Source organism: Hoeflea sp. Naph1 (assembly GCF_046837775.1).
In the GTDB taxonomy this organism is placed as follows: Bacteria; Pseudomonadota; Alphaproteobacteria; order Rhizobiales; family Rhizobiaceae; genus Hoeflea.
Genome location: NZ_CP177286.1, coordinates 697,552 through 717,831, shown reverse-complemented (window position 1 = coordinate 717,831; position 20,280 = coordinate 697,552). Strand labels below are relative to the sequence as shown.

The window sequence follows — 20,280 nt, the reverse complement described above, 5'->3', positions numbered from 1 at the left end:
CGGTAGCGTCGCCTTAACCTGGGTTTGGCACAGGTTGCCCTTTATGGGCCTGTTTCATGAGGCCGCCGACAGAGCGACTTCGCTCCAAACCGCCATCGCGGCAGCGCGGATATCACGGTGATCGGCGGCTTTCAGATGTTTGCGGTGAAGATGGAAAAGGTTGGCGATCGGGCCGTGGATGGAAACGAAGCGCTGGCATTGTCGTGCTGACTTGAACCGCATCATTCCTCGTTCTCGTCGTCGAACAGCCAGATGCGAATTCTCCGCACGGTTGTTCAGACCCTTATGCGAACGATGCTCGACACCTGGCATAATTTCCCTTTTGGCTGCATCATAGGATTTGAGCTTGTCGGTGATTATCACGCGGGGCCTGATGCCTTGGTCTTTGAGCAGTTTTCGCATCAGTTTGAGAGCCGCCTTCTTGTTCCGACGGCTCTGGATCAGAGCATCGAGAACATAACCATCGGCGTCGACGGCCCGCCATAGCCAGTGTTTCTTGCCCTTGATGGAAATGACCATTTCGTCGAAATGCCACTTGCTGGCAAAGTTTTCCCTGGATCGCCGCCGGACGCAGCGGGCATATTCTTGGCCGAACTTGGTGGCCCATTCGGAGATTGTCTGGAACGAAACTGCGATGCCACGCTCAGCCAGCAGATCTTCTACATGACGCAGGCTCAGGGGAAAGCGGAAATAGAGCCAAACTGCATGCGCTATAATCTCGGCAGGAAAACGATGACGCTTATATCGAGGCGTCGCAATATCGGTCGGCGGGTTCGGGCTCATGCCGGAAAATACCGCCCTATATGTTAAGGCGACGCTACCGTAGAGCGCCAGGATTTCTTCGCGGGCAACCCGGCGACGTAGGTCGGAAAAGAGGAAGACTTCGACATCAAGCGCGCGCCCCTGGGGGCGGTACTTGAGTTGGTCCAGCTTCGCCATCGCCGCGCTCCACGCCATCTTGATCCGGATGATCTTCACAAATGTCCAATTAATAACAGAATTGGGCGACTATCAACCACGACAGCGCACGGCAAAGGCCTTTATTACCACCTCATGAACCGGGCGGCGCGCTTCGTTGCAGGTTCCAACCATTAGAAATGAGAGACAGAAAATGACAAGCATCGACATCGCAAAGAACTACATCAAGGCCGTTCAGACCGGCGATCAGGCTTCTCTTGGCAACCTCATCTCCCCCGAAGTCGTCTGGCATCAGCCCGGCAACAACCAGTTTTCCGGCGTCAAGAATGGCATTGCCGAGTTTGGCGCTATGTTTGGCGCGATAATGGGCGTATCAGGCGGCACCTTCGCCATTACCCAAGCTCACCGTTATCTCGCCAACGGTAACCTGGTTGCCATCGAGATCGAGTTCGCCGCACAGCGTGATGGCGCCAAGCTCGACCAGCCTGGCATCGATCTGCTGCGCATTGAAGATGGCAAGATCGTCGAAGTGTGGCTGTTCTCGTCAAACCCGGAGCAGGAAGACGCATTCTGGGGCTGATAGGCCGTTGCATCCAGGGCAGCGGACGACAGTGCCGCTGCCCATGCCGCTTTTCCTGAATTCAAGGAGTTTTCACAATGACCGCGATCAACAAGCAACTTGTCATGACCGACTATCAGCGCATTTTCGGTGATCTGGATGTGTCAGCCGTCGATGAAAACCTGTTCTAGAACTATAATCACTGCGAACGTGGAAAGGCGGCAATAACAGTTTTGCCTCGTTGTTGCGGCGCCAATTGCGGCATGAGGTCCAAAAATGAAGATCGTTGAAAACGAAGCCAAGAGCCTCATTCAGAAATCGAAGATTCCCTCGATTTCCTATGTCGCCAATCCCTATACCGGCTGCATCTTCGGCTGTGCCTATTGCTACGCCAGCTTCATGGGGCGATCGGTCGGGCAAACCGTCAAGGATTGGGGTGACTATGTTTATGTCAAAAAGAATGCCGTCGAGTTGGTGCGCGAAGAACTCAAGCGTATGTCTCCCGACAAGCGCGAAGGCACCTTTCTGCTCAGCTCCGTCACCGATCCCTATCAGGGACCCGAGCGCAAATACCTGCTGACACGCGGGATCCTCACGGTTCTTGCAGAGGAACGTTACCCGGGCATCGTACGCATCCTCACTAAGTCCCCCCTTGTCGTGCGGGATATCGACCTGCTGACGCGCCTGCCGCGGGCAGATGTCGGCATGACCGTGACCACAACCGATGACAATGTCAGCCGCTGGCTCGAAGTCCGGGCCCCGCGCAGTTCCCATCGCCTCAAGGCGCTCGCGGCCCTGCACGAGGCCGGGATACCGACTTTTGCCTTTGTCGGTCCGCTGCTGCCGCATTTTGCCGAGCGGCCGGATCTGCTGGACCAGTTGTTCGGCCGGCTGGTGGATGTCGGTGTGCGCGAAGTATATATCGAGCATATCAACCTCAAGCAGTATATCCGCGAGCGGATGAACCTTGTGCTTGCCGAGGAAGAGCCGCAGGTCCGCGAAGCCTATGTGCGAGCACGCGCAAAGGAGCACCGCCAGACGCTCGACGAAATCGTGGCGAAACTAATGGTCAAGCACGGCCTTACGCTGCGCTTTGAAGAGGTCATCTACCATGACGAGTTCCAGGCCAAGCACGGGATATAATGCCGGTGGTGTTCGGGGCGCCCAAGCAGCTCTCTGCCTGCTCGTATTCCGACAATCAGCGCCGGCAGGTCCCGGCTCCAGTATTTCGAAGCCCCCATACCAGATTTGAGGCTGGCGGATCGCGCCTGAGCGTGCGCCATGGCAGTCGAAAAAATGCCCTTGCCATCGGCTGCGGTCGCGCCGAATGCGGCAAGGGCTGCGCGGACGAGCTTGGGAATCACCCGCGCTTTTGCCACGAGATGGGGCAAATCTGCATCTCCCTGCCCAGCGCTTCACCGACGCACAGGGCGGCTTTAGTGTGCTCGATTGTCGTATCCCCAACGACACTAAACTCTCATCTATGACCAAGTCGTCAGCAACCGGCTTTTCCGTCGCCTGCAACGACCCCTTTCCTGCGGCCAAACCTCTCCGCCATCACCAATGGAGGTTAAGGAGAATAATGAATCGGTCGCTCTTGACGTTAAGCGCCGATCTATAGGGCGGCATCAGCGTCCGCTATCTTCTGGACTCTTGCGGCTGGGGGATCGTAAGCCTTGATTGGCGGCAAGTTGCCGGCAAAAAGCTCAAGCTCAATCGTCGTGAGCTGCCCCGTGCACCCCTGCGCCAATCCAGAGGTTCCTATATCGCGGGTCAGTACATTCGGATTACCGTGGACGCATAGCGGGTTGTCCTCTTCGACATTTTCCGGGTCGTACCAAGCGCCCGTCGGCAGCTGAACTACGCCTGACCTGATGCCCTCAGTCAGATGAACGGCAGCAAGACACGCGCCGCGAGTGTTGAACAACCGGATGATGTCCCCATCCGCAATTCCACGCGCTTTTGCATCCTGCGGATGCATGCAGGCAACCTCTCGGCCACGATGTTTTGCGGCTGCACTATGTGCGCCAAAGTCGAGCTGGCTATGCAGCCGAGTCGCGGGCTGGTTGGCGACCAGATGAAGCGGTGCGCTCGGGGTCGGCGCATCGGTGGGGGTGAGCCATGTTGGATGGCCAGGACAGTCCGCATCGCCAAAGCTTGCGATCGTCTCCGAGAAGATTTCGATTTTGCCGCTTGGCGTTTCCAGCGGGTTCGCCTCCGGATCATCGCGAAAAGCCCGAGTAGTGCCGCCATCGTCAGCGTTCTGGGGCATTTCAAAGCCTTCACTCGACCAGAACTCATCGAAGGATGGTGCAGGCAGTCCGCGTTCTATCATGCCTGCGCGCGTGGGTTCGTAGAGGTGCTCAAGCCATTGGCGAACATCGCGCCCTTCCGTGAAGGCATCGCGCGCGCCCAACCGCTCTGCGAGATCGCTGAAGATTGCATAATCATCGCGGGCTTCGCCGTGGGGATCAGCGATCTGATGCATGGGAACCAGCAGCGGATCATGTGAACTCGCGCCGATATCCATACGCTCCAACGTCATCGTTGTCGGCAATACGATATCTGCGTGGCGTGCGGTCGCTGTCCAGGCGATCTCATGGACGACAAGCGTATCAATCTTGGCGAAGGCCCGCCGCAACCTGTTAAGGTCTTGATGATGGTGAAAGGGGTTGCCGCCTGCCCAGTAGACCAGTTTGATTTCAGGATAGGTCCGTGTCTCTCCATTGTAGCGATAAGAACCACCTGGATTCAGCAGCATATCTGAGATGCGCGCGACCGGAATGAAATCCTTTATCCCGTTCTTTCCCTGCGGCATGGTCGCGATTCGAACTGCGTTCTTGCGACGGCCATAATAGGCAATGGATCCAAGCGAATAGGCGTAACCGCCGCCGGGCAAACCGATCTGACCAAGTGCCGCGGCAAGCACGGCGCCCATCCATACCGGTTGTTCGCCATGTTCAGCACGCTGAAGCGAATGTGAAACAACAATCAATGCGCGACGTCCGTGCAAACGACGTGCAAGCCCGCGGATGGCATCGGGCGCGACGCCGGCAATCGACGCAGCCCATTCGGCATCCTTCGGCTGACCATCTGACCGTCCGAGCAAATAGTCCTCGAACTGCGGCCAGCCGACCGTGAAGCGGTCGAGGAAGGCTTTGTCGTGCAGACCCTCCTCCACGAGAGTGTGAACAAGCCCCAGCATCAGCGCCGTGTCCGTTCCCGGTATGCAGCTCATCCAGTCTGCCTGTGCCTCTTCCGGCAGATCAGTAGCTAGTGGACTTACGAGCACAAATTCAGTGCCGCGCGCCCGGGCGCGTTGCATTGCGCCACGCTCGACATGTCGACTGACGCCGCCACCGGCGACCCTGCTATTCTTCAAGGCCATGCCACCGAATGCTACTACGATATCGGTGAGCTGTTCAATCTGGTCCCAGGTGACATTGCGCCTAGACAGCTGGTCAAAGTTTCCCAGCACATGCGGAACGATCACAGCGGAAGCGCCGGCGCTATAGGTGTTAACGGACTTTACGTAGCCGCCGACAGCCATGTTGAGAAAGCGATGAACCTGGCTCTGGGCGTGGTGGAAGCGGCCAGCGCTTGCCCAGCCATAGGATCCACCAAAAATACTTTCGGGCCCGACGTCATCACGCAGCCTTATGAGTTCACGCCCGAGGAGATCCAGCGCTTCGTCCCATGACACTTGCACGAATTCGTCACGACCCCGAAGTTCGTCGGGGCCCGGTCCGCGCTCAAGCCAGCCGCGGCGAACCATCGGATGGGTAACCCGAGCGCGGTGTCCAAGGGCATCCGGAAAATTATCGATCAACGAATTGGGATCGGGGTCTTGTGCGTAGGGGCGGACTTCAAGGCGCCCATCCTTCATTCGGGCCGAAAACACACCCCAATGGGACGAATGCGGATGAAATTCAGCATCTGGGACCGTGCGTGGATCGGACATGTTCACCTTCTCGAAAGCGCGCTTTTCTGTCAATTGTCATAATGGATCAGGTTGGCTCGATCCGCTTGCTCCGCTTTTGCAGGAACATTTCCAGCCCCTCAGCCACTTCAGGGCTGCTTTGCACGATTCCCGCAACCAGGCTTTCCGCAAATAATCCATCTGTCGTCGACATGTCGTTGATGCGACTTATCGCCGTGACGATAGCGTAGTTCGACATAGGCGCGTGTTTCGCCGCAGCCTGAGCGATCCGCATTGCGCGTTGGAAGCTTTGACCTTCCGGCACGACCTCGTGACAAAGACCTAAGTCCATTCCTCGCGCTGCGTCGTAAGTGCGGGCGGCCAGCATCATGTCAACCATTCTCGATGGTCCGATGATCCGACCGACACGAACCGTCGCTCCGCCGCCGGTAAAGATCGCACGTTGTCCTTCAGGCAGAGCGAAAAAGGTGGAGACATCCGCAACCCGCGTATGACAGGCCGCCGCCAGTTCCAACCCGCCGCCCACGACGGCGCCCTGAAGCGCCCCAATCACAGGCAGGCCACCAAACTGTATCTGGTCGAAGGCCCAGTGCCAACGTTGGCACATCCTCATGAATTGAACCGGCGTGCGTTGCAGCCTGGCGTGCTCCTCCAGATCGAGTCCAGCGCAGAAATGCGGCCCCTCGCCGCGCAAAACAGCGGTCCTGGCCTCTTTCGGCGGGTTCTGAAAAAAGTGCCCGATTTCTTCGACCGTGGCTTCATCGAGCGCATTGCGCCGACCCAATCTGCTCAGCGTAACTACGACGACCGGGCCATCCATATCTATCTGAAGTGATTTGTAATCCATCAAGGCCAAGCTCATCCCACCAGTTCATTACAGGCTGTCGGAGTAGCCGATCCTGCCAGAAATTGTCAGGCCAACTACGACCACTAATGAGAATATATAAGCTGGCCGACTGGGAATCTATTGCAAACCACGCCCAACGTTTTGCATTATCCGCCAAATGCCATTGATGATCGGCGCCCGCATGAGGCCTGTGCTCTGGCAGATCTGATCCGGTCCCGTTCTTAAGGTCGCCGGATGTCAGAGTTTCCCGGCGCTTGAAGTGCTCACGGCAGACAGGAGCGCATCTCAGAAATGCCTCGCTGGCGCGTCGGGACAGCAGTTGGGTCCTTGATTGAAAGGCCAGGACCGTTATGGTACTACGATTATTCCTCGTTTAGAGTTTGGATATTCGGAGTGCTTGGTGAAAATTGTGCATCCGTCATCAGATGTAGTAGCGAAAGAAGCTATCGATTTATCAACTGCTCACATCATGGGCCGGGATAGATTTGTTTTCTGGCAAGATGTAATCTCCACATATCTCTCTCCCTCCGACACGTTCCAAACTACACCCGAAAAGACATTCGAAGGGCGCCTCAAATGCATCAAGATGGGGCAGGCATCGATTGCGTACCATCAATGCGATGCGTTGAGGAGCATACGTAATCGCCAGTCTATAAGGCATATGCCCGACGACGACTATTTCGTAGCCGTCGCAAATTGTGCGAACGCTCGCCTCATGCAAGGTCAGAGGAGTGTAGATATCTCTAATGGGGATGTCGTGATCTATTCATCCGCGGCTCCTTTTGAATGGGAGGTTCGCGATAAAAGCGATTTCGTGGTCGCTCGCATTGCGCGGCGGCAATTCGTCTCGCGAGTTCCCGAGATCGACGCCATGACCGCGCGGGTCATAACTGCGCGGAATCCGTCGGGATCGATCATCGGGCATACTATCCGTGATTTGGTCAATATGAATGACGATCTTGATGACGGCATGCGCCAGCGTTTGGGAGGCTCGCTGATCGAAATCATAACGAGCCTGGTCGGGGCCGCTTTCACACCTTCTGATATGACTTTGCTAGATGCAGACTTGATAAACAAGATCAAGAATTCTCTGCGCGACAACATCGATAATCCTGATTTTGAGTTGCAAGCGCTGGCACAGCAGCTCGGCCTCTCCATGAGAACAATTTTTCGCGCATTTTCGGCCGAAGGCACAACTCCAATGCGATGGTTTTGGAAACAACGTCTCGCATTGGCTTTTCGCTTGATTTCAGATGATCAGGTCAAGAATGTGAGTCAGGCAGCGATGCAAAGCGGCTTCAATGACTTTGCCCATTTTAGTCGTTCCTTTCGGAGGGAATTTGGGGTTACGCCATCGTCGGTTCGTCGCAAGGAATCCGCAAGGAACAATTGACCCTGGTATTCGGCCACTCTGCCCTAGAACGCAGGCTTCTCGGGCCGCTGCAAACCTTTGCGGGCCAGCGCAAAATTTTGTTCAGGACGGGTCCGTCGAGGCTCTAATAAGACTAAAATTTGCCCTTGGCTTATAGCGAGGGCCGGCTCAACAGGTGAAGTCGCGCTTCTTAAAGATCAAGCTCGAGTTTGGATGGCTTGCCATGTTCTACTTCGGCCGGAACCGCGCGGCAGATCAGGGCTTCATCTTCCTCCAGAAGAGCTGTCGGCTCGATAAGGTACGTCACGGCGCCGGAGATGATCTTCGTGCGGCAGGTGCCGCAATTGCCTGCGCGGCAGCCGAATTCCGGCGACAGGTGGCTCGCTTCGGCGAGTTCCAGCAGCGTTCCGGCCCCAGGCTCCCAAGTTGTCTCTATGTCCGAGCGCCGGAATCGAACCGGTATTGATGTCCTCGCCGCCGCCGCGAAGTCGACCTCTTTTGCTGTCCGGTGCCGCTCTCGTATCAGCGCCGCCGGGCCGAATGCTTCGGCGTGGATACGGTCGTCGCCGATACTCAGGCTGGTGAGCCCGTCATACATGGATTGCATGAAGCCGATGGGACCACATAGATAAAAGTCACAGTCATTGAATGGCAGCATTTCACTCAGCAAACGCATATCGATCCGCCCGGCTATCTCGTAGTCTGCGCCGAGCATTGCATCTGTGGTATCGCCTAGAATGCGGACAAGTCGAAACGCACCCTGCGCACCAGCGACGAGCTTTTCGATTTCGCTATCAAATGCCCGGTCCGCTTTGGTATGACACGAATAAACGAGCCAGGCCGGGCGAAAATGCCGCTTGCGAAGTCCTTCGTGGAGCAAATCTCGCAACATCGCGAGTAGCGGTGTAATCCCGATTCCGGCGGCAAGCAGGACGGCTGGCCGTGTTTCTGCCGTGTCGATAGTAAAGCTGCCCGACGGTGCTCGAGCTTCGATAATATCGCCTTCGCAGATCGAATTGTGCAGAATACTCGAAATTCGACCTTCCCGTTTTACGCTGATGCGATAGACGCCGTCAGACGGAGCAGTCGAAAGCGTGTAAGTGCGAATGGCCCGACTTTCGGCGCCTTGCAGACGGATTGGCAGGTGCTGGCCGGCATGCTGTTGAATGAGGCCGTTGCCATCTGCCGGTTCGAGATAGAATGATCGGACGACCGCGCTTTCTTGCACAATCCTTGTGATACGAAAAGGTCGCCAATTGGTTGCGTGTATCGCAGGCTTAAGCCGATTTGCCACCTCGCTCCAGCTGCCGGTCATCAGCGTATTGGGCGACCATCCGTTCTCCCGAAAATGCCAGCGCAGAGCCAGCGCATCGGGTCGGTGTATGATCCGGCGCGGAGTGAAGCGCCAAAATCGCTCTGCACCCTGGAAAGCGTTTATTTCCGGAGCGTCGAGGATAACCTCGGCATCGCCTGTCAGTTGCAACAGGCTGCCATTGTCGAAATCGATAAAGACCAGCCCGGCCTTCCCATTGGTGAGGATATTGCCGAGCGTATTGAAAAACCGATTGCCAGCGAAGTCCGGGATAGTCAGCACCCCGTCCTCGCCGATACGCACGAAGCTCCGCTTGCCGCCGCGGTGCGACACATCCACTTCGCGCTGACCAATCATGCGTTCGACATAGGAGGCGACAAAGAAGGTATCGGCTTGCGCGATCAACATCTTTGCCGCGGCGTCGAGCCGCCTCATTTGCCTTGTTGGTTGGTTCGTTTTCAGTGTCGGCTCGCGAACGAAGCGATGATCGTCACGCAGCTGGATGTATTGCGCACAGTTGCCGTAGGACTGGCCAACTGCAATATCAAAACCAAGGGGCGAATAGCGACGAATGGTGCCGTTCAACCGGTTGCGGCGACGCGTATGCAATTCGATGCCGAGGATGGCGACGGCGTCGCCATCGTTCAAACCCGCATCCGCAGGATCCGCCGGGTCCCGGTCAAGGTCGACCCTAAGCATATGGACGTCGGGGGTGTGCAGGAATCCTGGCCGAGCTACTCGGACAGTTGCCCAAACATCACCGCCCGGATCGACGCTCCCTATCGTGACAGAAGGAAGCTGCAGATAAAATTCGCGGTGTTGGTCAATCAGGTGATCACGAACCACCCTTTGACCAATTTCCGCCATCTGTGCCTCGACACCGGCGATTTTCTGCAATCTGATTTCACCAGAATGCCACGGTGTCATATTTGGTCGCATTTCCTATTTCCCAGAATGGTCAGGTCACGTCCAGCTACGCCACGTCAGGGATACCAATCGCCGTCTTTTGGAAAGGATGGAAGCCGGGAAGCGCTTCGATCCGCTTAAGCCAAGCGGTGACATTGCCATATTGGAAGCGGTCAACATTGCCCTCCGGCGCCCGCGCAACATAGCTGTAGAGCGCGACGTCGGCGATCGTCGGACCGGAGGCCGCGATCCACTCGCGTTCTGCCAGCTCCGCATCAATCAATCTCAGAATATTGTGGGCTCGGGCAATGACTTCTTCGGTGTTGAACGGCGCGCCGAACAGGGTAGCAAGACGAGCCGCACAAGGGCCGTAAGCGATCTCGCCCGACGCAACCGAAAGCCAGCGCTGCACGTTGGCGGCCCCGATCGCATCCTCCGGTAGCCAGCTTTTGTCGGCATACTTCTTAGCAAGGTAGACGAGGACTGCAGTGGAGTCGGTGATGACTGCTCCATCGTCCTCTAGCACCGGGACTTGTCCGAAAGGATTAAGCGCCAGGAATTCAGGTCTCTTATGCTCGCCTCCGGCGAGATCGAGTTCAACGATGTCAGCTTCGACTCCTAGCAGCGAGATGAACAACCGCGCACGATGTGCATGGCCGGAGAGGGGAAAATAGAAAAGTTTCATGATCGACGGTTCCAGATTGCAGGCTACTCTTATGGTATTTGTTCCCATTCTGGTATTGAAGTGCTATAAATGGCAACAAACTATTCCTAGCTCTGAAATAATTTCGTCTATTAGGGGTATTATGGATCGACTACAATGTATGAGGGTTCTAATCAAGGTGGCGGAGTTGGAGAGCTTTGCAGAGGCCGCTCGGCAGTTGCACATGAGCCCTCCTTCTGTGACACGGGCGGTCGCATTTCTGGAAACCGCAGTCGGCGCACGGTTGTTTGTGCGTTCTACCCGCTCGACAAAATTGACTGGCCCCGGTCGTCTCTATGTCGAAGACTGCCGCCGCATCCTCGCCGAGATCGAGGAGGCGGACGCCGCAGCGAGCGGTTCTCATGCTACACCATCCGGCATCCTGACAGTTACAGCACCCGTACTATTCGGGCAGTATCATGTCATGCCAATTGTGACAGATTTTCTTGGCCAGCATCAGTCCGTTGTTGGTCAGGTATTGTTGTTCGACCGTATCGTCAACTTGATCGAAGAGGGCATCGACGTTGCCGTCCGAATCGGCCACCTGCCCCATTCCAGCTACAATGCCATCAAGGTCGGCGCGGTGCGTCAGGTGATTTGTGGCGCGCCTTCCTACTTTGCGAGCCACGGCATACCGAAGACGCCAGGCGATCTCGCCAATCATACGATCATCGCCACTACAAACTCGTCGGCGCCGGTCGACTGGCGGTTCGGCCAAGGCGGCAAATCAGCCGTTGGGCTCCATCCGCGCCTGCACTGCAATACAGTGGATGCATCCATTTCGGCTGCGTTGAATGGTTGGGGGCTGACGCGAGTGCTTTCCTATCAAATCGCCAAACCGGTTGCAGATTCATTGCTGATGACGGTGCTGGATGAATTCGAGGATGAGACCTTGCCCATCCATGTCATACATCCTGAAGGGCGGCGAGTTTCAGCGAAAACTCGCGCCTTCGTGGACTTTGCAGTCGAAGCCCTCCGCTCCAACTCGGCATTGCATGGCAGATAAAGGTGGTTGGATCTCGGATGGAAGCATGCGAGGGCGTGGACTATTTAGCGCGCGCCAATCTCATAAGGAATACAGCGCCGGTCAGGCTTTTCAGATCCTTGGAACTCGGGGTGCTCAATTGGATGCTTGGATGTCTAACTGGACATAATTGTTGGGCACCATAAGAGCCGTCCAGGCGGCGCGACGTCTCAGCAAGTAAAGAAGCTCGACTAAGCGCTCCACACCGCGGGGCGTTTTTCAAGGAATGCATCGATGCCCTCCCCGGCATCGTCCTCCATCATATTCTGCGCCATGACCTCAGCAGCCAAAGCATAAGCTTCGGCACGAGTTTGCTCGCGCTGAGCATAGAACATAGCCTTGCCGTGGCGCATCGCAGCCGGGCTTTTTGCCATTATCACGTTCACCATGTTCTCGACCGTCGCGTCAAGCTCGGCGGCGGGAATGGCCTTATTTATCAAGCCCCAATCTTCGGCGATCGCTGCATCGATGAAGCGGGCAGTCACCAGCATCTCGAAAGCTCTCTTGGTTGAAACATTGCGCGACAGGGCTACCGCCGGGGTTGAACAGAACAACCCGACGTTAATACCGGAAACCGCAAAGCGGGCCTCATCCGACGCCACGGCAAGATCGCAGCTGGCAACAAGCTGACAGCCCGCAGCGGTGGCGACGCCGTGGACGCGGGCAATAACCGGAACCGGCAACGCAACGATGGCCTGCATGACCTCGGTGCAGCGCGCAAAAAGGTCCCGGTAATAATCAAGGCAAGGCGAAGCCCGCATCTGCCGCAAGTCATGACCGGCGCAGAATGCCTTGCCAGCCGCTGACAAGACGACACAACGCACCGATGAATCCCGCGCGATCAGATCAAGCTCTGCCTTCAAAGCAGAGAGCATTTCCTCGGACAGAGCGTTGAACTGAGCGGGACGATTAAGACAAAGATCAACGCGGCCACCGTCGCGTTTGTGGCTGACAAGGGGGGCATCGGTCGATTGTCCGGTCATGGCCTCAGCTTTCTTCGTTGATAACGACTTCGGCAGTGAGCGAATTGCCAATGAAGCAATTCTTGTGCGCGCCCGCGTGAAGCCGGCTGATCGCCGCTGCGTCCGGGAGTTTGTCACCTTCGAATGCGATTGTGGGCGACAGTTCAATCCGGGTGATCACAGGCCGGCCGGCGGGGCCTTTTTCCAGGTGACCGACCGCGCTGTCCTTATAGGTGCTTACCTTGAAACCCTGGCTTTCGGCGATGGCAAGAAAGAACAGCATGTGACAGCTCGACACCGCGCTGACAACCATCTGTTCGGGATCTGCTGCATTCTTGTCGCCCTTGAATTCCTGCGAAGCCGAGACCTGCAACTGCTGGCCTCCGGCCAGCGTTGCAATATGGTTCCGGTTGTAGGTTGTGGGATCGTCCGGATGAGACGCGCGTTCCCAGGAAAGGGTCGAGTTATGAGTGGACATACGCATTTCCTTGATTGATGTTTCTGAGCATCGTCACTTGCATGAAGGCGGTTCAAAAAAGCTCTTTATGCAGTGCCATCGTTGATGCGCTGCCAGCGGCGATTGCGACTTCCAGAGCTGCGGCCTGCGGAAGTATGCGGTCAGCGTAGAAGTCGGCGCAAGCCAGCTTGCGCTTTCCAAGCGGCGTGTCAGGCGGTGCCTTAGCTGCCATCTTGGTCCACATCCAGCCCGATGCAGTCAGCCCAAAGAGGCGCAGATAGTCGGTTGCGGCGACGCCTGCGGCAGATTGATCGGATTGATTGGCCATAAGCTGGGCTGTCGCCCGCTCAAGCTGGTCAAGTGCTTTGCCGGTGGCTTTTGCGACATGTTCTGCGGCGGGTGACGACAGAGCGTCCTGAAGGTCTTGCCTTAACAGCGCGATAAACCGTGCTGTCAGTTGCCCGTTTTCCATGGGCAGCTTGCGACCGACCAGATCCATTGCCTGCACACCATTTGTGCCTTCGTATATCTGCGTGATGCGAACATCACGCACATATTGCTCCATGCCCCATTCGCGGATGTAGCCATGGCCCCCAAAGACCATTTGCGAGGAAATGGCAGTTTCCAAGCCACCATCGGTGAATGCTGCCTTCACCACGGGTGTGAGTAATGCGACGAAACCATCCGCGCGCTTACGCTCTTCTGGATCGGGATGATGGGAGGCGATATCCATCTGAAATGCCGTCCATATCCCCAGCGCGCGTGCTGCATCGATAAAGCTGCGGCCGGTCAAAAGCATCTTGCGAACATCGGGATGCTGAATGATTGGCACCGGACCGGGTGCACCATCGATGCCGCGGCCTTGCAGACGCTCCAGCGCATATGACGTTGCTTTCTGGTTCGCCGCCTCGGCAATTCCAAGCCCCTGGATGCCGACGAAAAGGCGCTCGTTATTCATCATAGTGAACATGGCATTCAGGCCGCGACCCGGTTCGCCGACCATCCACGCAGTGGCGCCATCATAGTTCATCATGCAGGTCGGCTGTGCGCGGATACCCATCTTGTGTTCCAGGCTGCCGACCGACATGCCGTTACGCGCGCCAAGGCTGCCGTCCTCGTTCACCAGATATTTTGGTGCAAGAAACAGGCTGATCCCTTTCACGCCCTTCGGCGCGTCCGGCAAACGTGCCAGCACCAGGTGAACGATGTTGTCGCTGACATCCTGATCGCCGGAGGAGATGAAGATCTTGGTCCCGTTGATCCGGAAGCTGCCATCACCAAGCGGCACGGCCCGCGTGGTCAGCAGACCCAGATCTGTCCCGGCTGACGGCTCTGTCAGGGCCATGGCACCGGTCCATTCGCCGGAAATCATTTTTGGCAGGTACCGCTCTTTGAGCTCCTGACTGGCGTGGTGATTGATGGCTTCGACCGCGCCATGTGTCAGCCCGGAAAACAGACCGAAGGCCATGTTCGTCGAGGTCACCATCTCGTCGAACAGGAGCTGTATGGCGCTCGGCAAACCCTGGCCGCCAAATTCCGTATCGCCCGACAGGCCGCCCCAGCCAGCCTCGACGAATGCCTTGTAGGCTTCTGCGAATCCCTTTGGGGTGGAGACGACCCCATCTTTGAGCGTGCTGCCCTCTTCGTCGCCCGAGCGGTTCAGAGGTTCCAGCACTTCGGCGCAGAATTTTCCCGCCTCCTCCAGCACGGAAACGGCAAGGTCGGAGTCCATATCCTCATAGCCCGGAAGCGTCTGCGTCAGGCCATCGAAATCGAAAACCTCCTTGAGCAAAAAGGCAATATCAGTGGTTGGTGCAACATATGCGGCCATTGGTCATTTCCTTATTGTCAGTTCTGCAAGGGTTTCCCGGTTGCGAGTATGTGTTTTACGCGTGCGATCGTTTCGGGCATTTCGGCAAGGGTCAGGAAAGCTTTCTTTTCGAGCGCCATGATATCGTCTTCGCTGAGAGGTTTCAGCGGGTCTGCGTCCGGTCCTCCGGTCAGCACTTCGATCAGCGCCTCGCCAATCCGCTGATTATGGGCGGTCGCCCGCCCGGCAATTACTTCGCCCTCAAGGGTGCCGCGCATCGCCGCTGAACCGGACGGCCCTACAAGCGCGATCTCGGGCTGTTCCGGGGCGGTATAGCCATGCACCAGCTCCAGCGCCTTGCGCTTTGCATCGGCGATCAGGCGATCACGGTTCATCGTAATGCCGTCGGAGGGGGCGAGGAACCCGGAACTGCGTGCCTCGAATGCACTTTTTGAAACCGTGCCCCGGGCAATGAGATTGAAAGCAGACATGGCCGGGGCCATGGGGCCGCGAACTGTGCCTTTCAGCGAATAAAGCCGCCGCAACATTTCCTTACAGCCGCCCCAGCCGGGCAAAAGGCCTACCTTTGCTTCGACCAGGCCGATGGAAAGTTCCGCATGAGCTTGAATGGCATCGCAATGCAAAAGGATCTCGCATCCACCACCGACCGCAAGACCTGCTGGTGCGCCTACCACCGGGAAAGGCGCGTATTTGATTGCTTTGAAAGTCTGCTGACCCCGTTCCACAAAAGCGCCAAGGGCCTTAGCACCGCCCTGTGCCATGGTGTCCACAATAAGTTGCAGGTTGGCACCGGCGCTGAAGTAGGGCCGGTCGGAGCCGATCACCAGCGCCTGAAAACCTTTACCCACGTCGACGAGGGCACTGTCGATGGCGTCGAGCAGCTCCAGGGAGAATGTGTTCAACTTTGTACGGAATTCGAGGCAGGCCACGCCATCGCCCACGTCCCACAATGCGGCGGCGCCGTAGTCGGCAACAGGCCCCGCCGCAAGCGAGTGATCGGCAAGGCTGATAATCCCTTCCGCCCGGCTGATCGGACAGAGCGAGCCGTCAGGCAAGAGACAGCAACGCTTGCCCTCTATGACGCTATAAAAGCCGCCCTTCTGCACGGCGAGATTAAGGTAATTCGGCACTTGCAACCCCCGCGCTGTCAGGCGATCTGCCAGCCAGCCGGCGCCCAAACTATCGATCAGGGCGAAGGGCCCCTGTTTCCAGCCGTAGCCCGTGCACATGGCAGCGTCCACCGCATCGGGCGTATCCGCGATCTCGGGCACAAGCGATACCGCGTAGGCAAGTGTTTTTTCCATCACAACCGAGGCATAGCGGCCACCCGAACCGGCATGTTCCATCAGTGCCTGGACATCGCCTTTTGTCGCATCCAGACTTTCGGACTGGACGGACTTCATCGGGCGGTAGTCGCCGGTAACAAGGTCGGTGACCTCACGGCTCTTGCGATCAGCAGCAAGACGCACAAACCCCGCACCGCTTTTGCGTCCGGTGCGGTTTTCGGCGGTCATGCGGGCGATCAGCGCTGGTTCCGCGTCATAGGCTTGCAGCGCATCGGTTTGTGGCAGCGCGTTTTGCAGGCTACGCAGGGCTGTCGGCAACAGGTCGATGCCGACAAGATCAAGCAGCCCGAAAATTCCGGTGCCCGGTATCCCGAATGGCTTGCTGATGACAGCGTCGGCCTCTTCTATAGCCAGGCCGAGCTGGATTGCCTCATTTTGGGCAACCAGCATCCAGTAGTTGCCGACCCGATTGCCGATGAAACCGGGTGTGTCCTTGCAGACAACCACCGTTTTGCCAAGGCCGCGATCCGCGAAATCGTGGATGGTTTGCGCGGCATCCGGTCGGGTCTTCGGGCCTGCAACAAGCTCGAAAAGCGGCATGATGCGCGGTGGGTTGAAGAAATGCGTGATCAAGAAATCTTGCGCAAAACGCTCGGACATGCCTTCGAGCAGCGTCGCAAGCCGGATGGTCGAGGTATTGGAAGACACGATTGAACCCGGCCTTCGCACGCCGTCCAGGGCAAAATAGAGCGCTTGCTTCACGTCCAGCCGTTCTGCGACAGCCTCGATAATCCAGTCGGCATCGGCAGCAAGCGCAAGGTCATCACTGGTCGATCCGGTCTTGATGCGATCCGCAAAGGCGGGATCCATGAACCCGTTGGCCTTGAGTTGCCGGGCCACACCCGCATCGGCATATTTTCTTTCAATGTCGAGCAGAACGACATTGATGCCGGCATTGGCAAGATGGGCCGCGATACCCGCCCCCATCACGCCGGCGCCGATGACGGCAGCGTTGGTAATCCCGGCCATCATGCAGCCTCCAGAACCATGGCGATCCCCTGTCCGCCGCCGATGCACTGGGTCGCAAGACCGTAGCGCCCGCCATCCTGCTTCAGCACGCTCGACACCTTGCCGACCAGACGACCACCGGTGGCACCAAGCGGGTGGCCAAGCGCGATTGCGCCACCGTCCCTATTTAGTTTGGCAGGATCGATCCCAAGCTCTTGGCAGCAAGAAAGAACCTGAGCTGCGAAAGCCTCGTTCATTTCGATTGCGTCAAGATTCTTCAAGGCAATCCCGGCCCGTTTCAGCGCCTTGCGGCTCGCCTCGACGGGGCCGATCCCCATGATCTCCGGGGCGCAGCCCGAAACCGCATATCCCGACACGCGGGCCAGCGGCTTAAGACCGTGCCGTTTGACGAAATCCTCGGAACAGACGAGCAGGGCAGACGCGCCATCGGTCAGCGGCGAAGAATTGCCTGCCGTGACCGATCCATTGGCTTTGAAAACGGTTTTCAGCCCGCCAAGTTTTTCTGAATCCGTTTCGCGCGGGCATCCGTCCTGCGCGACCTCGCCAAAGGGCGTGATTTCGGCGGCCAGACGCCCGTCGGCGCGGGCGGCCAGGGCTTTCTTCTGGCTTTCCAGGGCATAGGCATCCTGCGCATCGCGCGAGATATGATAGCGGTCTGCAAGGTTTTCCGCCGTCAGGCCCATGTTGAGAAAAGCCAGCCGCTGCTCACCCGACCAGCTGGGATTGGGGAGCGTATTGAAACCCATGATCGGAACTCGGCTCATGCATTCAATCCCCCCGGCGATGAAGGCGTCTCCGGCCCCCATGGCGATCGCACCGGCGGCCATCTGGACCGCTTGCAGCGAAGATCCACACCAACGGTTGACCGTGGATCCCCCGACGGATTGCGGCAGACCGGCGGTCAATGCGGCGCAGCGGGCGATATTGAGGCCCTGCTCGCCTTCAGGAAATGCGCATCCCAGTATAACATCCTCGATCTCTGCAGGATCAATACCCGAAACCGCAACGAGGTCGCGAATGACGCTCGCTGCCAGGTCGTCCGGACGTACCGAAGCCAGCGCTCCGCGATAAGCGGGAGCAAAGGGAGTGCGGAGATAGTTGACTATGTATGCTGCGGCCATGAACGATCACCCCTCTGAATAATATGGTGAGCCATGTACCAAACGATTGTTACAGTCGCAAGGGTTTTTTCCGCTAGCCTTTTGCTACAGGTAGCGATTAGCTGTATGGCTTCGACCGAGTGGTCCCAATGAAGCCGACAGAGAGACGATGAAACACAATGAAAACACCGGGGGTGGCCGATTGATGCGAGCTCAATTGACAGCCCCCCGCGATCGCCTCGATATCAGCGAGCGGCATTTGGAGATCATCGAGGTAGCTGCGTCGTTGTTTGCCGAACGCGGCTATGCCGCTACGTCGGTTCGTGACATCGGCTCTAAGGTCGGATTGCTGGGAGGGTCGCTTTATCACTATATAAAATCGAAGGACGCACTGTTTGTCCAGGTGCATGAAATGGCGCTAAAGGCGTCGGAAGACAAAATACTTGCAGCCATTGCGAAAAAAGGCAGCCCATGGGAAAGGCTCGAGGCGGCGTGTGTGACAATGCTTGAAATCCGGCTCGATCCCCACTCTTTGACCATGCCGCTTATGAACGATTTCAACTCCGTTCCACCTGAGATCCGACAAAGACTGATAGTCCGCCGAGACGAGTTCGAGCTAATCTTTCGGAACCTGATCGCCGATTTGCCGCTCCCCCCAATGATTGATCGCGATATGTACCGGCTGTTGCTTTTGACGCTTTTGAACAATGTCGGCAGTTGGTATCGAAAGGGAGATATGAGCCCGGCGGAGATTGCGATTCAGATAGTCACAATTTTCCGTAGCGGCGGAAATGGCTAAGGGGGACTGGCACTAGCCGCATCGGGAACCAAGTCGGCGGCGAGGCTCTCCCAGCGGAGATGCTGGCGTTAAATCTTCGATCAGATTCAGTTCGTCTGCCCACCGGTGATTGGGGCTTTGGTTGGACACATTTCGCCCAGTTGATGTCGATCGTCCCGCCTTTAGGGTTCTATCCGTCTTCTAGCAAGCCTGCTCTGCCACCGGCCTATTGGAGACGGCGCCTGAAGGAGCCGGGCGTACCGCCAGTCCACGCATGAAAAGCCCGGTAGAAGGCCTGCGTATTCTCGAATCCGACCGCCGTTGCAATCGCGTCAATTGAATCGCTGGTATTGACCAGTGCGTGAACAGCCCTGTCGCGTCGAATTTCGTCGCGGATTTTTTGGAAACCAGTACCCTCAAGTGCAAGTCTGCGCGACAGAGTTCGATCCGACATTCCAAGGGCACTCGCAGCCGACAGGAGTTTCTGATCGGACGCTTCCTTGCCGGATAGGAAGGCACGAACTCGGGAGGTCGCAACCCCATGATCGAACGTAACGAATATCCAGTCGTTTGGTGCTCGTCTCACAAACTCAAGAAGTTCCCTCTTTGTGCGATGAAATTGTTGCCGGAGGGATTGCTCGTCGAAACAAACGAAGGTCGCATCTTGATCAAATTCTACAGCGTCTGGAAAGAGCTCCGCATGCTCGGAAAACCGCGCAGGGCGCCCAAAGCCGAAGCCGACGCGGATGATTTCCAACCTTCGGCCAATTAGCCATGATGCTATGCCATATATCAACTTGATCATTAACTCATGGCCGGAAGCGATCGGTTTGATGCCTTGAGTCAGAGGCACCAACGCTAGCCTTACAATGCCCTGATTGCAGGAGAATTCCAGCTTGTAGTCGTCCAGAAGAATGCTCCAGTACCTGCTGAACCTATACATCGCTATGAACGCCGAGGGCGCGTCAAGCAAGATCTGGCCGAGATACTTGAATGTCCCTGCCCTCAGCGGGCGCGACCACAACCCAAGCATTTCGTCATCGGTTGCAAAAACAACAGCTTTGTAGAGGCGAACAAACTGCTCCCGCGTGACGCGAACCCCTTGCCGTTCAATAACAGTCTGCGTGAGTCCCGCCGTTTGGAGCAGGTTTTCCACCTCCAGCGGCTCAAGCACCTTTCGCGCGCCGACCAGTAAGTTGTGCGCGAACGAGGCAGGAACCGTGAGGCTGTTGGGTAGCATGGCAGATCCATACGCC

The 20,280-nt window shown here is 57.1% G+C and carries 17 protein-coding genes; 5 read left to right on the top strand and 12 right to left on the bottom strand.

From position 1 onward, the window contains the following. Positions 1 to 54: 54 nt before the first annotated feature. Positions 55 to 783: an IS6 family transposase gene (locus ACK6D9_RS03375; protein ID WP_291093503.1), complete on the bottom strand. Its 729-nt coding sequence runs from the start codon at positions 781 to 783 to the stop codon at positions 55 to 57. Between the two features lie 328 nt (positions 784 to 1,111). On the opposite strand from ACK6D9_RS03375, the gene ACK6D9_RS03370 reads away from it, so the two are divergent. Next, positions 1,112 to 1,498, top strand: a complete 387-nt coding sequence (locus tag ACK6D9_RS03370; protein ID WP_412050628.1) for a nuclear transport factor 2 family protein — start codon at positions 1,112 to 1,114, stop codon at positions 1,496 to 1,498. Between the two features lie 255 nt (positions 1,499 to 1,753). Beyond that, positions 1,754 to 2,620: an SPL family radical SAM protein gene (locus tag ACK6D9_RS03365; protein WP_412050627.1), complete on the top strand. Its 867-nt coding sequence runs from the start codon at positions 1,754 to 1,756 to the stop codon at positions 2,618 to 2,620. On the opposite strand, the gene ACK6D9_RS03360 is transcribed toward ACK6D9_RS03365, so the two are convergent. The 3 genes from ACK6D9_RS03360 to ACK6D9_RS03350 all read right to left on the bottom strand — a co-directional run bounded on the left by ACK6D9_RS03360 (position 2,584) and on the right by ACK6D9_RS03350 (position 6,264). Then, positions 2,584 to 2,868 (bottom strand): hypothetical protein, encoded by a 285-nt coding sequence (locus ACK6D9_RS03360; protein ID WP_412050626.1) that lies wholly within the window; start codon positions 2,866 to 2,868, stop codon positions 2,584 to 2,586. The two genes, ACK6D9_RS03365 and ACK6D9_RS03360, sit on opposite strands and share 37 nt — an antisense overlap. Before the next feature lie 224 nt (positions 2,869 to 3,092). Next, positions 3,093 to 5,438, bottom strand: a complete 2,346-nt coding sequence (locus tag ACK6D9_RS03355) for a molybdopterin guanine dinucleotide-containing S/N-oxide reductase (protein WP_412050625.1) — start codon at positions 5,436 to 5,438, stop codon at positions 3,093 to 3,095. Between the two features lie 46 nt (positions 5,439 to 5,484). Beyond that, positions 5,485 to 6,264 (bottom strand): crotonase/enoyl-CoA hydratase family protein, encoded by a 780-nt coding sequence (locus ACK6D9_RS03350; protein WP_412051724.1) that lies wholly within the window; start codon positions 6,262 to 6,264, stop codon positions 5,485 to 5,487. A 400-nt stretch (positions 6,265 to 6,664) separates the two neighbouring features. Here ACK6D9_RS03350 and ACK6D9_RS03345 point away from each other — a divergent pair, with 400 nt between their 5' ends. Further along, a complete protein-coding gene (locus tag ACK6D9_RS03345) occupies positions 6,665 to 7,657 on the top strand; it encodes an AraC family transcriptional regulator (protein ID WP_412050624.1) in 993 nt (330 codons plus the stop codon). A 169-nt stretch (positions 7,658 to 7,826) separates the two neighbouring features. Here the strand turns inward: ACK6D9_RS03345 and ACK6D9_RS03340 are convergent, their stop codons facing one another. Together ACK6D9_RS03340 and ACK6D9_RS03335 are read right to left on the bottom strand one after the other, a co-directional pair. After that, on the bottom strand, positions 7,827 to 9,845 hold the full coding sequence (locus tag ACK6D9_RS03340; RefSeq protein ID WP_412050623.1) for a pyridoxamine 5'-phosphate oxidase family protein: 2,019 nt from the start codon (positions 9,843 to 9,845) through the stop codon (positions 7,827 to 7,829). Positions 9,846 to 9,921: 76 nt separating this feature from the next. Continuing rightward, positions 9,922 to 10,539 carry a glutathione S-transferase family protein gene (locus ACK6D9_RS03335; RefSeq protein WP_412050622.1) on the bottom strand — a complete coding sequence of 206 codons (618 nt, stop codon included), beginning with the start codon at positions 10,537 to 10,539 and terminating at the stop codon, positions 9,922 to 9,924. Between the two features lie 121 nt (positions 10,540 to 10,660). On the opposite strand from ACK6D9_RS03335, the gene ACK6D9_RS03330 reads away from it, so the two are divergent. Further along, the gene (locus ACK6D9_RS03330) at positions 10,661 to 11,563 is read left to right on the top strand and encodes a LysR family transcriptional regulator (protein WP_412051723.1); all 903 of its coding nucleotides are present in this window, start codon (positions 10,661 to 10,663) and stop codon (positions 11,561 to 11,563) included. 209 nt (positions 11,564 to 11,772) lie between these two features. On the opposite strand, the gene ACK6D9_RS03325 is transcribed toward ACK6D9_RS03330, so the two are convergent. The 5 genes from ACK6D9_RS03325 to ACK6D9_RS03305 are packed head-to-tail and all read right to left on the bottom strand — an operon-like array spanning position 11,773 to position 18,267. Beyond that, the gene (locus ACK6D9_RS03325; RefSeq protein ID WP_412050621.1) at positions 11,773 to 12,564 is read right to left on the bottom strand and encodes an enoyl-CoA hydratase; all 792 of its coding nucleotides are present in this window, start codon (positions 12,562 to 12,564) and stop codon (positions 11,773 to 11,775) included. Between the two features lie 4 nt (positions 12,565 to 12,568). Beyond that, positions 12,569 to 13,021 carry an OsmC family protein gene (locus ACK6D9_RS03320; protein ID WP_412050620.1) on the bottom strand — a complete coding sequence of 151 codons (453 nt, stop codon included), beginning with the start codon at positions 13,019 to 13,021 and terminating at the stop codon, positions 12,569 to 12,571. Positions 13,022 to 13,073: 52 nt separating this feature from the next. Next, positions 13,074 to 14,831, bottom strand: a complete 1,758-nt coding sequence (locus tag ACK6D9_RS03315; RefSeq protein WP_412050619.1) for an acyl-CoA dehydrogenase C-terminal domain-containing protein — start codon at positions 14,829 to 14,831, stop codon at positions 13,074 to 13,076. A gap of 17 nt (positions 14,832 to 14,848) precedes the next feature. After that, positions 14,849 to 17,149 carry a 3-hydroxyacyl-CoA dehydrogenase/enoyl-CoA hydratase family protein gene (locus ACK6D9_RS03310; protein WP_412050618.1) on the bottom strand — a complete coding sequence of 767 codons (2,301 nt, stop codon included), beginning with the start codon at positions 17,147 to 17,149 and terminating at the stop codon, positions 14,849 to 14,851. Beyond that, entirely contained in the window at positions 17,146 to 18,267 is a 1,122-nt protein-coding gene (locus ACK6D9_RS03305) for a thiolase family protein (protein ID WP_412050617.1), read from the bottom strand. Before ACK6D9_RS03305 ends, ACK6D9_RS03310 begins: the two co-directional genes overlap by 4 nt. 148 nt (positions 18,268 to 18,415) lie before the next feature. On the opposite strand from ACK6D9_RS03305, the gene ACK6D9_RS03300 reads away from it, so the two are divergent. Next, a complete protein-coding gene (locus tag ACK6D9_RS03300) occupies positions 18,416 to 19,045 on the top strand; it encodes a TetR/AcrR family transcriptional regulator (protein ID WP_412050616.1) in 630 nt (209 codons plus the stop codon). A gap of 205 nt (positions 19,046 to 19,250) precedes the next feature. Here the strand turns inward: ACK6D9_RS03300 and ACK6D9_RS03295 are convergent, their stop codons facing one another. Next, a complete protein-coding gene (locus ACK6D9_RS03295; RefSeq protein ID WP_412050615.1) occupies positions 19,251 to 20,264 on the bottom strand; it encodes an AraC family transcriptional regulator ligand-binding domain-containing protein in 1,014 nt (337 codons plus the stop codon). Positions 20,265 to 20,280: the final 16 nt, after the last annotated feature.